The organism is Bacillus sp. WC2503, from assembly GCF_052682895.1.
The window spans coordinates 5,130,369-5,143,775 of the sequence record NZ_JBQYMD010000001.1 but is presented as its reverse complement, the minus strand read 5'-3'; the positions used below and the strand labels follow the sequence as shown (position 1 = coordinate 5,143,775).

13 protein-coding genes are annotated in these 13,407 nt (G+C 35.8%); 3 read left to right on the top strand and 10 right to left on the bottom strand.

Going from position 1 to position 13,407, the window contains the following annotated elements; translation table 11 throughout:
• Positions 1 to 66 precede the first annotated feature (66 nt).
• Entirely contained in the window at positions 67 to 1,506 is a 1,440-nt protein-coding gene (locus tag ACUN26_RS26465) for an amino acid permease (RefSeq protein WP_000969264.1), read from the bottom strand.
• A gap of 106 nt (positions 1,507 to 1,612) precedes the next feature.
• Positions 1,613 to 1,867, bottom strand: a complete 255-nt coding sequence (locus tag ACUN26_RS26460; RefSeq protein WP_000859494.1) for a biotin/lipoyl-containing protein — start codon at positions 1,865 to 1,867, stop codon at positions 1,613 to 1,615.
• Between the two features lie 301 nt (positions 1,868 to 2,168).
• Between ACUN26_RS26460 and ACUN26_RS26455 the strand changes: the two genes are divergently transcribed.
• Positions 2,169 to 3,572: a sigma-54 interaction domain-containing protein gene (locus tag ACUN26_RS26455; protein ID WP_000556687.1), complete on the top strand. Its 1,404-nt coding sequence runs from the start codon at positions 2,169 to 2,171 to the stop codon at positions 3,570 to 3,572.
• 81 nt (positions 3,573 to 3,653) lie between these two features.
• On the top strand, positions 3,654 to 3,857 hold the full coding sequence (locus ACUN26_RS26450) for a hypothetical protein (protein ID WP_000063850.1): 204 nt from the start codon (positions 3,654 to 3,656) through the stop codon (positions 3,855 to 3,857).
• Positions 3,858 to 3,905: 48 nt separating this feature from the next.
• Here the strand turns inward: ACUN26_RS26450 and truA are convergent, their stop codons facing one another.
• The 6 genes from truA to ACUN26_RS26420 form a co-directional block, all read right to left on the bottom strand.
• Positions 3,906 to 4,643 (bottom strand): tRNA pseudouridine(38-40) synthase TruA, encoded by a 738-nt coding sequence (truA, locus tag ACUN26_RS26445; RefSeq protein ID WP_000553128.1) that lies wholly within the window; start codon positions 4,641 to 4,643, stop codon positions 3,906 to 3,908.
• A gap of 56 nt (positions 4,644 to 4,699) precedes the next feature.
• Positions 4,700 to 6,079, bottom strand: coding sequence for a 23S rRNA (uracil(1939)-C(5))-methyltransferase RlmD (rlmD, locus tag ACUN26_RS26440; RefSeq protein WP_000615220.1), 1,380 nt, complete (start codon positions 6,077 to 6,079; stop codon positions 4,700 to 4,702).
• Positions 6,080 to 6,089: 10 nt separating this feature from the next.
• The gene (locus ACUN26_RS26435) at positions 6,090 to 6,953 is read right to left on the bottom strand and encodes a DNA-3-methyladenine glycosylase family protein (RefSeq protein WP_000269448.1); all 864 of its coding nucleotides are present in this window, start codon (positions 6,951 to 6,953) and stop codon (positions 6,090 to 6,092) included.
• A 59-nt stretch (positions 6,954 to 7,012) separates the two neighbouring features.
• Positions 7,013 to 7,795: a delta-lactam-biosynthetic de-N-acetylase gene (gene pdaA / locus ACUN26_RS26430; protein WP_000875966.1), complete on the bottom strand. Its 783-nt coding sequence runs from the start codon at positions 7,793 to 7,795 to the stop codon at positions 7,013 to 7,015.
• Positions 7,796 to 7,921: 126 nt separating this feature from the next.
• Positions 7,922 to 9,442, bottom strand: a complete 1,521-nt coding sequence (gene fumA, locus ACUN26_RS26425; RefSeq protein ID WP_000413539.1) for a class I fumarate hydratase — start codon at positions 9,440 to 9,442, stop codon at positions 7,922 to 7,924.
• 356 nt (positions 9,443 to 9,798) lie between these two features.
• Positions 9,799 to 9,981: an SE1561 family protein gene (locus tag ACUN26_RS26420; protein WP_000513558.1), complete on the bottom strand. Its 183-nt coding sequence runs from the start codon at positions 9,979 to 9,981 to the stop codon at positions 9,799 to 9,801.
• A 213-nt stretch (positions 9,982 to 10,194) separates the two neighbouring features.
• Between ACUN26_RS26420 and yfkAB the strand changes: the two genes are divergently transcribed.
• Entirely contained in the window at positions 10,195 to 11,322 is a 1,128-nt protein-coding gene (gene yfkAB, locus ACUN26_RS26415; protein WP_000156032.1) for a radical SAM/CxCxxxxC motif protein YfkAB, read from the top strand.
• Positions 11,323 to 11,361: 39 nt separating this feature from the next.
• Here the strand turns inward: yfkAB and ACUN26_RS26410 are convergent, their stop codons facing one another.
• Both ACUN26_RS26410 and cax read right to left on the bottom strand, forming a co-directional pair.
• On the bottom strand, positions 11,362 to 12,159 hold the full coding sequence (locus ACUN26_RS26410; RefSeq protein ID WP_002093842.1) for a YfkD famly protein: 798 nt from the start codon (positions 12,157 to 12,159) through the stop codon (positions 11,362 to 11,364).
• Between the two features lie 81 nt (positions 12,160 to 12,240).
• On the bottom strand, positions 12,241 to 13,296 hold the full coding sequence (gene cax, locus ACUN26_RS26405; protein ID WP_002093843.1) for a calcium/proton exchanger: 1,056 nt from the start codon (positions 13,294 to 13,296) through the stop codon (positions 12,241 to 12,243).
• Between the last annotated feature and the right edge of the window lie 111 nt (positions 13,297 to 13,407).

The following is a 13,407-nucleotide window of genomic DNA, read 5'->3' as shown; positions in this document are numbered from 1 at the left end:
TTGTTAGCCTTCACCAATCGGGCGTTTACGGACAGTTTATCTCCAGCCGAATTTTGAAGTGGAGTTTTACTGCCCGTTAATGCGGGGTAAACTTTCTAATTCAGTTGTGTTTGTCTTTTCAATATGTTCTACGCTACTTCTCTTATTTCTGGTAGCGCGATAAAACAGTAAACAAACAATCATAAATGGAATACCACAATATAAAGCCATTCTTTGTTCAGGAATAAAAGCCATGCCAACAATTACTGTTAAATTTAATACTAACGCAAGAAGTGGAACAAATGGATACAATGGTGTTTTAAATTTCAAATCCTTAATATCTCCGCCCTGCTTTACGTATGTCCTTCTAGCTAATAAGTTAGATAAAGCAATCGATGCCCAAACTAATATTGCTCCGAACCCTGCAATTGAAAGAAGCCATAAATAAACTGTATCTTCCGCATAAATACCTGATAATAATGAGAGGCATCCTACAATCGTGCTTACAATCAACGCATAAATAGGAACACCGTTTTTAGATAACTTACCAAAAATCGGGCTAATCATTCCTTGATTAGACATAGACCATAGCATACGGGAAGTTGCATATAATCCTGAATTCGCAACCGATAATACCGCTGTAATAATAACAAAATTTATAATATCAGCCGCATAAGGAATACCAATTTTATCAAATACGACTACAAATGGACTTTCTATTACGCCTGCTTGCTGCCAAGGAAATAGTCCTGCAAGAATAAAAATAGATAGTACAAAGAAAACGAGTATGCGCCAAACTGTATTATTAATTGCCTTCGGGATCGTTTTCTCTGGATTTTCACTCTCACCAGCTGCAATTCCAACTAGTTCTGTTCCTTGGAAAGCAAAATTAACTGCAATCATTGTAATTAAAATTGCTGATAATCCATTTGGAAACAACCCTCCATAATCAGTAAAACTAGAAAACATCGGTGCTGGTTCGTTTCCTTTCATATCTAGAAAACCGAACATCGCTGCCCCGCCCAAAATAATAAATGCAATGATTGTAATTACTTTAATACTTGCAAACCAAAATTCAACTTCCGCAAAACTTCTTGAAGATAACGCATTAATAGCAAAGAGCAGTACTGCGAACACTACACACCAAATCCATGACGGTACATCGGGAAACCAGCGTTTCATCAAAATACTAACTGCAATTAATTCAATGCCTATCGTAGCAGACCAGTTTAGCCACGACATCCAGCCGACTACATAACCCGCTGCAGGCGAAATGTGCTTTGTTGCATACGTTTGATAAGATCCTGCATCAGGCATTGCAACCGCTAACTCTCCTAGACAGAGCATCGTTAAATACATAACAAATCCGCCAACAAGATACGCTATAATCGCTCCTCCAGGTCCAGCTTCATGAATTGTATAACCAGATCCTAAAAAAAGACCCGTACCAATAACCCCTCCGAGTGCAATCATAAATATGTGCCGACTTTTCAATTCCCTTTTTAATCCTTGGCTTTGATCCATCACATAAATCCCCCCTTTTCATTTTTTAAAACCCATTAATTGTAAGCGCTTTTAAAACTCTTCATCGTAAAATTAATTATTAAAAAGTGCAAAATACATATCACTTATATTAATCACTACCTGTTATTAAAAGGTCATCCCTTACTGTTATTAATAGTTTTTGATCAGCGATAGCTTGTCCTTCTACCACTTCTAAAGATTCGATATAACCACTGATGCCTACCTTAATTTCTACTTTCTGTTTATCTATCGTTTCAATTAACGCTAATTTCTCCCACTCATATACGTAAGAACTTTCAGTAACAAATAATTTCTCTACTTTCCCGTAACAAGGACTATACACGCCTTCTATAACCGTCTTCACTTAATAAATTCCTCCTCTTAATTAATTTGCACTGAAATGTCGCATACCCTATGAAAAGTTCTAATTCATCCACTCCTTTCATTTAAAGATTTCAATTATTATTTATGCAAGATACGTACCAACCTCAATATCTATATAAAAATTAAGATTTCGTACAAAAAAATCTACATAACCGCAAAATTTTTCTATCATTTAAAAAGTTTTGAAAGAAAATAGCAAAAAAATTTTGCGATTTTATGAGAATTTTAATAAAATTATAAAAAGTCAGTCTTCATAGGGTGAAACGAGGAGAAGATGATACATGCATACAGAAGAAATTAATTTTAAACAAATTATTGAAATGAATGCGCTATATGAAGCTTTACTCAATGAACTCGATATCGGGATTCATATTATTAATGAGGAAAGTAAAACGATTATCTATAACCGCAAAATGATGGAAATTGAATCAATGAACCGCTTAGATGTGCTATATAAAAGTCCCTTAGAGGTATTTGCATTTGAAGAAAATAAAAATAGTACTCTTATAGAGGCATTAAAATTTGGAAAAACAAAAAAAAATATAAAACAAACGTATTTTAACAATAAAGGACAAGAAATTACGACGATTAACGATACTTTCCCTATAATAGAAAATGGAAAAATTAAAGGTGCTATTGAAATTTCAAAAGAGATTAGTCACTTAAAGCAACCAATAAAAATGAGCCCTTCTCGAAAACAAAATACTAAATTCACCTTTGACCACATAATTGGTGATTCTGGAGCTATTCAATCAATCATTGCAGAAGGAAAGAGGGTAATTCGTACATCCTCATCTATACTTCTTGTAGGAGAAACAGGGACTGGCAAAGAACTATTTGCACAAAGTATACATAATGAAAGTCAGCGTTCAACAAAACCGTTTATTTCACAAAATTGTGCAGCTATACCTGATACCCTAATGGAAAGCTTATTATTTGGTACGAATCGAGGTGCCTTTACAGGAGCAATAGATAAATCTGGTTTATTTGAAGAAGCAAATGGTGGGACTTTGTTGTTAGATGAAATCAACTCATTAAGCCCAACGCTTCAAGCTAAGTTACTACGGGCTATACAAGAAAAAACAATACGAAGAATCGGAGGCGCACAAGAAAAAGAAATTGATGTTCGTATTATAGCAACTATTAATGAAGACCCTCTTGAAGCTATTGCACACAATCGGTTAAGAGAAGATTTATATTACCGATTAAGCGTCGTTACTTTATGTCTTCCACCTTTACGGGAACGAAAAGAAGATATTCCAGCTCTTGTTCAGCACTTTATCGAAAAGTACAATATTCAATTCGGGCTCAGCGTAACGGATGTAGATGTACATGTAAGAGAATTCTTTTATGTATACGATTGGCCCGGAAACGTACGAGAATTGGAACATATAATTGAAGGTTCAATGAACTTAATAGAAGATGAAAATATCATTACAGCGTTTCATATACCCACTCACTTTCGCGAACGAATAAAAAAAGAATTCAATATGCAACCTTCACTAACTAATTACAATGCTGATACACCTAAAACTTTAAAGCACACGATAGAAGAAATAGAAAAAAACTACATCACTCAAATTCTTAAAGAGAATAATGGTAATATCTCACAAGCAGCAAAATTTTTAGGATTGAGTAGACAAAACTTACAATATCGAATTAAAAAACTTCATTTACAAATATGAAATGAACCTTTCTCCAATCGTAGAAAAATTGGTAAAATATGTTAAACTAAACATATAACATGCTAGAAAGGGGCGATATATATGAGTAATGATAAAAAATTAAAGTTAATACAATACTTATACTTTTTCCCTACTATTCTCTGTATGATGTTATTCATTAATGCCGATGTAAGCAGCTCTCCTTATGCAAAGCTATTAGGAACAATTTTCGGCTCCTTTGCAGCTATTATGCTTGCTGCTTTTTGGAATTTGAAAATACGTATGAAGAAAGAGAAATCTTCTTAACAGCAAAACATAAAAAAATCGAGCCTACACAGCTCGATTTTTTACTGATTAAAACTCAATACTCTCCAAATACAAACCACTTGCCTCAGCAAGACAATTAATTTGATTGCGCTGTTTTTCCTCTAAAATGTTCGGAATTGCTTCAGCATCTAATTGTCCTAATCCAACTTCAATTAATGCTCCAACAATTTTTCGCACCATATTATGAAGGAAGCCGTTACCACTTACTCTAATTTGTACAAATCCTGCCTCTTCAGAAACCTCAAGCGTATATACTTCTCGAACCATAGACTTTTTCTTAGATTTTGCATTTGAAAAAGCAGTAAAATCATGTGAACCAACTAAATGTTTCGCAGCTTTTTTCATGCTTTCCACATTTAATTTTTTATTCACGTGCATGCTGTGTTTACGCATGAATGGGTTCGTATGCTCTTCATTCCAAATCTTATAAAGATATGTTTTCGCCTTAGAGTTGTAACGAGCATGGAAACGATCTGGCACTTCTTCCACACTTGTAATACTAATATCATTTGGTAAATATTGATTTAAATACTTTTTCACTTTATGTTCCACTAACTTCTCATCACTCTTAAAGTTAGCCACTTGATTCAAAGCGTGTACACCAGCATCCGTTCTACTACAGCCGATAATTTCAATTTCTTTCCCGACCATTTCAGATATGACACTCTCAATTTTCCCTTGAATCGTATTATCATTATTACCGAGACGTTGCCACCCTTTATAACGCGCACCGTCATACTGAATCGTTAATTTATAATTGTGCATAGTATTCTCCTTCATAGAAAATATTCCCTCATATCGTGAGGGAATATGAATAAACTTTACTTTTTAACAAGTCTTACTACATTTTCTACATGAGCTGTATGTGGGAACATATCAACTGGCTGCACATATTCCACTTCATAACTCTTCATTAATGCATTCACATCACGTGCTAACGATGAAGGATTACAAGATACGTACACAACTCGTTTCGGCTGTACTTTTAAAATTGTTTCCAATAATTTATCATCGCAACCTGTACGTGGTGGATCGACAACAATTACATCTGGACGCCATCCTTCTTTTACCCACTTTGGTAACCATTGTTCAGCTTTACCTGCTTCATACTTCGTGTTTGTAAATCCGTGACGTTTCGCATTTTTTCTTGCATCTGCAATCGCTTCTGGAATTACATCCATACCACGTACTTCCGCCGCATCATTCGCAAGCCAAAGACCAATTGTACCAACACCACAGTACGCATCTACAATTTTCTCATTCCCTGTTAAAGCAGCTGCTTTTTTCGCTTCATCATATAAAACAACCGTTTGCTCTGGATTCAGTTGGAAGAATGCACGTGCTGATAATTCAAATGATAAATCACCAAGTGTTTCTTGAATTACTTCTTTTCCAGCTAATTTAAATGTTTTGTCGCCAAAAATAACAGATGTTTTACGCCAGTTTACGTTTTGCATAATTGATTTAACAGCTGGCATCTGTTTTTGTACTTCTGCAATAAATTGTTCTTTATTTGGCAGTTCTTCTTTTGTTGTAATAAGTGTAACTTGTACTTCCCCTGTTTGAACTGCAGTACGTGTTACAATTGTGCGTACTAAACCTTTTTGTTTTTTCTCATTGTAAATAGAAACATTTAGTTTTTCTAATATACGTCTTACAACTTTTGTCGCTTCATTCGTTGCTTTATGTTGAATCATACAATGGGCAATATCAATTAACTGATGTGAGTTTTGTTTATATAACCCTGTAATAACTTTCTCGTCTTTACGCCCCACTTGTAATTGACTCTTATTACGATAATGCCATGGATTTTCCATACCAAGCGTCGGACGAATTTTCTCTTCCAAAGTGTTATTCATGTACTTCTCAAATGCTTGTACAACGATATCACGTTTTTGATTTAATTGTTCTTTATAATCTAAATGTTGTAGCTGACAGCCACCGCACTCCTCATATACTGGACATGGCGCTTTCACACGATGTGGTGAAGCTTTACGAACCTTTTTCACTTTCGCTTCAGCGAAGCCACGCTGAATTTTCGTTGTCTCAGCAACGACTTCTTCTCCTGGTAATGCCCCTGGAATGAAAACAACTTGTCTCTTAAAATAACCAACGCCTTCTCCGTTAATCCCAAGACGTTTAATTGTCACAGGAAACGTTTGACCAACTTCCAACTTACTCTCATGTTGCTTTTGTATCATGATTACACCTCTACTCTATACTTTTCCATAAATATAACGCTGCATAACTGCAGTATGGTTCACACTCTTGTTTCACGTTTTCTAAAAATGCATCATCAGGTTTATCATCTAATTGAAATACACCTTGCACTGCACGCTGAATCCCAATGTCCGCTTTCGGAAACATATTTTTCCGCCCAAGCCCAAACATTAAAAAGTTTTGCACTGTCCATGCACCAATTCCCCTAATTGGCAACAATTGTGCTGAAACTTCTTCTTCCGTCCCAGTTTCTATACTCGCTAAATCTAATGTACCACGGGCAATACGTTCTGCTAATCCTACTATATATTCAGCCTTTCGCTGACTAAACTTCTGCTCTCTCAATTCTTCTATTGAAATATTTGCTACTATTTCCGGAGTAGGGAAAAAGAATACACCGTTCTTCTCTGTTCCATACCGTTTCACAAATTGTTCTGTTAGCACAGTAGCAAATTTCAAATTTATTTGTTGGTGAATGATACAGCGAAGAAGACAAGCAAAATAATCAAATTCTAAAATAATTGGAGTATAAGCATATGTTTCAAATAGTGGACGTAATGATGTGTTTAAAAAATGATTTTGTATATCTTGAAACGGTTCATTCCAATGAAAAATGGCCCTCATTCGTTTCATGACTTTCTCCGGATCTCCTGTCTGACTAGAAATCCAAAACTGTGGATTTTGAACAGTACCAATCCCTTGCAAGCGAACAACAACCTGTTCCTCGTCTATACAAAGCGGGACATAAATGACTTTCTCATCTAATTGAATGACGTTGAGAGGATCAAAAGATAAACGTTTTAATACTTCTTCAAAATGATACGGATACTCTAACGTAACATGTTCGCTCCACATACGTTTCCCCATCCTTTTTACACATCATTATAGCATGAGAAAACCGCAAGCATACATGCTTACGGTTGATTGCTTTTCACTAAGTCATCTAGACTTTTAAAATGATACCCTTTCTCGCGCAAATCATCAATGATTTTCGCAAGTGCTTCTGCATTATCTTTTGATATTGCATGAAGTAATAAAACAGATCCTGGATGAATCATCGTCATTACATTGTTATGCGCATATTGCCACCCTCTTTGCTGATCCACTTTCCAATCAAGAAATGCAAGTGACCAAAATACATTATAGTAGCCCATTTCTTTCGTAAGAGCTAATGTTCTTTCACTAAATACGCCGCGCGGAGGACGTACATATTTCACTTCTTTTTGCCCTGTTACTTTTTTTATTTCCTCTGTTACACTCGTTAATTCTTCACGAAGTTTTGCATCGTTTACTGCTGTAAAATCTGGGTGACTCCAAGAATGATTCCCAATAATATGCCCTTCATTTTTCATTCGTAACAACAAATCTTTTTGGGTTTTAATATAATGCCCTGTTACAAAGAAAGTGGCTGGTACCTTCTTCTCTTTTAATACATCTAAAATCTGGCCTGTATAACCATTTTCATATCCATTATCAAATGTTAAATAAATATCTTTTTTCTTCGTATCCCCTAAATAAAATCCGCCATTTTTTTGTAGCAATTCTGTATAAAGTTTCCCTGCATCTGGTACTATTTCATTTTTAGGACGCGGAATTCCCCAGTTATGTGGAGTGTTTGTATAAGCCAATGTTGAAACTGGAACAAGTGCCATCATAATTGAAAAAATGAGACCTATATATAACCATTTATATTTCATAAATAGTCTCCTTTCCATATATAATCGTACCTGTAGTTTCTGTTTCTCTGCTTTCTTTCATGCTGAACATGTTTTTCTATATATACCAAAAAAATGCACCTCGAATCATTCGAGGTGCATTTTTGTTTACTTAAATACTGGCTCTTTAAAGCTCGCTAATTTTTCAAGCGATGTTTTATCAACATCAGCATGTAAACTATTACCATGAGAGTCCATCGTTACAACTGCTTTAAAACCTTCAATGCGTAAATGCCACATTGCTTCTGGAATACCAAATTGTAAGAAATCAACATCTTTCACTTCTTTAATACATTCCGCATAATATTGCGCCGCACCACCAATTGCGTTTAAGTACACGCCGCCGTGTTCTTCTAATGCTGCTAATGTTTTTGCACCCATGCCGCCTTTACCAATTACAGCACGAATACCAAATTTCTTCATAATATCCCCTTGGTATGGCTCTTCACGAATACTTGTCGTTGGTCCTGCTGCTTTAATTTGCCAATTGTCATTCTCGTCTTTCACTACAACTGGACCACAGTGATAAATAACTTGTCCATTTAAGTCTACTGGACAATCGTTATCCATTAAATGTTTATGGATTGCATCACGACCTGTATACATCATGCCATTAATTGTTACAACATCACCAACGCGAAGTTCACGAATTTGCTCTTCTGTAATTGGTGCTTGCAATACAATTTCACGTTGCTCTGTTTTTTCTTGCACTTCTTGCTCCAGTGTATCGTCGCCTTCTTGATATAGCCAATCCATAATTTCTCCTGTTTCAGGATGGATTTTTACACCAAGGCGGCGATATGCCCAACAATTATACGCAACAGATACGTAGAAGCTAGCTGGCAGGCGATTATATACGCCAATTTTACAACCAAGTAAAGTTGTTTCTCCGCCGAATCCCATCGTACCAATGCCAAGCTTATTCGCATTTTCTAATACATATTCTTCAAGTTTTTGTAACTCTGGTACAGGATTGATGTCATCTAATGTACGGAATAATTGATTTTTCGCTAATTCGTAACCTGATGTTCGGTCTCCCCCGATACCAACACCAATTACACCTGCACTACATCCTTGACCTTGTGCTTGATATACAGCATGAAGAAGGCATTTACGAATTCCTTCTAAATCACGGCCTGCGCGTCCAAGTCCTTCTAATTCACACGGTAAGCTATATTGAATATTTTTATTCTCACAACCGCCGCCCTTTAAAATTAAACGTGCATCAATATAATCTTTTTCCCATTGCTCAAACTTAATAACTGGTGTACCTGGTCCTAAATTGTTTCCACTATTGTCTCCAAAAAGAGAATCAACAGAGTTGGGACGAAGTTTACCATCTTTTGTCGCCCGCTCAAGCGCACTATAGATAGCTTCCTTCAGTTTTAATTGATTCACACCAACTGGTGTATAAATTTTAAAAGTTGGCATCCCTGTATCTTGGCAAATCGGCGAGATGTTATCATCTGCCATTTTAATGTTATTCGTAATTGTGCCAAGTGCCATCGCTGAACGAGTCCCTGCGTTTTCTCGCTCTTTCGCTTGTTGAATCGCACGACGAACATCTTTCGGTAAGTTCGTTGACGTTTCAACAACTAGTTGATACATGCTTTCTTGAAGCTTTTCCATTGTTACTTCCCCCTCAATTGTGAACGCTACCAAAACGTTACGAGATGAAAATTCCATCGTTATACTCTTCAGCCCTTTATTTATCCCGCATGAACGGGCAGTAACACTCCCACCTCGAAATTTGACTAGAGCAAAGAAGTTAGGTTGGAGCCCTGCTGCCCGTAAACGCCCGATTGGTGAAGGCTAATAATCAGTGGGGAATAAACTTCCCCACTGATTAAAGTTTCACTTTATTTCATGCTATTAAAGTATAAATGAGATTTTTCACAACTTGATTATACCTTTTTTTCTATATTCCTTCTATTATCCGTACAGAAAAAGGCTACCAATTTTGTATTGGCAGCCTTTTTAATATATTATTCGTCTTTTTTAAATTGCTCACATTTTAATTCTAATTCATCTAACATCGCAAGAAGACGATCTACATCTTCTAACTCTACTTCTTCAGGTTCAATTGTATCAATTACTTCAATGAACATATTTAAACGCTCTTTTAAATATACTAATTGTGTATCTTTATCTTGAATTGCTTTTCCCATGAAGGCACTCTCCTTTTAATTCGAGTTGCTTTTATTATACCGCAAAAATGATTGCTATGGGCATGAAATTTCATCAATTTTGTCACGATTATCCGCTATAATGTAAGCCCTCTCTCTTTTTCCGCTAAAAAGTTTCACTTTATAAAAAGTACATATTCTTCTATTATAGAGAATGGACAAATTGTTATTTCAATAGTCAAAGGAGTATTTCATATGACGATATCACAAAAAATGAAGCCGATTACTCCTTCTTACGATCCATGGGAAGCGTATATGGACCTTGAAGAGTACGGCAAACTACTATTAACAAACGTTGAGTTTACAACGACAACGTTATGCAATATGCGTTGCGAGCATTGTGCTGTTGGTTACACATTACAGCCGAAAGATCCAAATCCGCTTCCGATGGAGCTTTTATTAAAACGATTAGATGAGATTCCTCATTTACGTTCTTTAAGTATTACTGGCGGAGAACCTATGCTTTCAAAGAAATCCGTCGACAACTATGTAACACCACTCTTAAAATACGCTCATGAACGAGGCGTTCGCACTCAAATCAACTCAAACTTAACTATAGATTTAGCACGTTACGAACAAATTATTCCTTATTTAGATGTGCTGCATATTTCTCATAACTGGGGAACAATTGATGACTTCGTTGAAGGCGGATTTGCAATGATGGAGCGTAAACCTACTTATGAACAACGTGCAAAATTATTCGAACGAATGATTACCAATAGTAAAGCTCTATCCGATGCAGGTGTACTCGTATCAGCCGAAACGATGTTAAACAAAAGAACTCTACCACACATTGAACATATTCATCGTCAAATCGTTGAGGAAATGGGTTGTAAACGTCATGAAGTGCATCCGATGTATCCAAGTGACTTCGCTAGCACACTTGAAATTTTAACAAAAGACGAAATTCGAAAAGCTATTGAACATTTATTAGAAATTCGTGACGAAAATGTATGGATGTTATTTGGAACATTACCTTTCTATGCATGTAGTGATGATGAACGCGATTTAGCTACATTTAAGAAATTACATGAAAGTAAAAATGTAACTGTACGTAATGATCCAGATGGCCGTTCTCGTTTAAATGTAAACATTTTCGATGGAAATATTATTGTGACGGACTTTGGTGATGTTCCGCTTCTAGGAAACATACAAACAAACACATTACAAGAAGCATATGAGAAATGGAGCGCTTCAAAAACAGCAAAATCATTAAGCTGTCATTGCCCTGCGGTGAAATGTCTTGGACCGAATGTTCTTGTAAAGAACAGCTACTATCCAACAGAAAATTTCTTATCAAAAAAATCAAACCTTATGTTATAAATAAAAACGTCAGCTTATATGGGCTGACGTTTTTTTATTTCATTGCGCATGCGACGAGGAAATAAATTTAAAAAACAAATGATCATGAATTGGAATAGCTGCTCCAATTCCTTGAGAGGTAACATTTTTTACAACAAGTCTTTTTTGATTTCCTTTTAAAACAAGGTACACTTCTCCAAACGTTACTTTTCCTTTTTCATTTACTGCTGGCGTATAAGCATATAAATATCCAAGTTGACTCGGACTAATATTATACACACGCTCATGTCCTGTACCATAACCAATGGTCGTTTTAAATGAAAGTGGCAACTGTACTTTTTCAAGCGCTTTTAGCAGCATCATTTTTTTCACGTCTGTAGCATCTTTCATATCTGCTGTTAAATCGCCTTCAATCGTCTTTTGAGTTTCTTGCTTATAACGAAGTGGATATAAGCGATCTCCTCCTCGATTATCGTACACATTACGATTCACTTGTTTATATTCCCAATTAATCGATGTATCTACCGATTCATAATTTAAAGCCCATTGACCTAAATAAATTTTCGCGCGGTACCCTACTGCAAGCGGTGCATTTGAAATTGTCGTTTCATTAAACATCCGAATTAAGTCCGGATTTTCAATTTTAATATTTGCTGTTTTCAATAGTTCTTGAGCAAATTTACTAGGCTGCAAGCGCGGCAAATCTTGCGCATCGTTTGGAAACGTATTGTCTTTTGAAATATTTAAAACAGATGAAGGCATTTTTGTTTCTACCGTTGTCTTTGCAAAACTACTGTTAGGAAATAATAAAATAAACGAGACCATGGCTGAAAGACATATGCTGTATACTCGTTTCACCTGTCTGGCTCCTTCCTACATAAAGGTATATATACTACTTTGTTTATTGTTTTCTCTGAGCACAATTGTTATGCCTATTTTTCATAATAAATAAAAACCAATTCCCATAATGACGTACGCAGCTAATAAAGTGCCTCCTTCAAACCAGTTTGTATCCCCATCATTGGAGATTGCAATCGTTAAGAAAACAGCTGTAATCATGGACACAAGTTCTGGTATTGTAAACACTAAAGGCATCCTTTGTACAAAAAACATAGAAAGCAATACTAATACAGGAGCAACAAACATCGCAATTTGTAATGTAGAACCTACTGCAATTTCAACTGCAATATTTACTTTATTTTTATAAGCCATAATAATTGCAGATGCATGTTCCGCTGCATTTCCAACAATTGCAACGATAATAACCCCTATAAATAACTCTGACCAGCCAAATGACTTCGCAACCGTCTCAAATGTATGCACGAGAGCCTCCGACACATAAGCTACTGCAATCGTCGCTATCGCTAAAATAAGGAGTGCTTTACCTTTCGACCACTCTGGCTCTTCTTCATGCGCTACTTCGTCACTTTTATGTTGATATACACCACGGTGCGTAACTAACTTAAATAGCAATGCAGCAAGGTACATAATAATCATAATAATAGATACGCCAATACTTAATTGATACGTCTTTCCCGCATCCATCTTCATTGAAAAAATTTCTGGAATAACAAAGGCTACGACAACAGCAAAAATTAATAAAGCTGAATTATGTCTTGCGTCGTAAACATTAAAGCTTTGTCTTTTATATTTTAATCCACCTATAAAAAAGGACAGCCCTCCTACTAATAGTAAATTTCCAAGTACAGAACCCGTTAACGAAGCTAACACAACTTCAATTAATCCTGCCTGAAGTGCGAAAATTGAAATGATAAGTTCAACGGCATTACCGAAAGTTGCATTTAATAATCCACCTATTCGAGGTCCAGAAACAATTGCCAAACTTTCTGTTGCTCTCCCCATAAACCCCGCTAATGCGATAATTGTAATGCAATATACAGCAAACATAATCGTTTGAGGCCAATGCATTGTTTTTCCGAGTACAGAAAGTGGTACACCTATAAGCGCTACTATAAGAAATATTTTATTAAACATGCTTTCCATCCTTCCATCGTATGTATTTCTCCTCATCATTAATATTATTCTTCTCCTAACTTGTCCGATTTCATCACAATTACGTTTAAAAAATCAGATTGAAGAAAACAG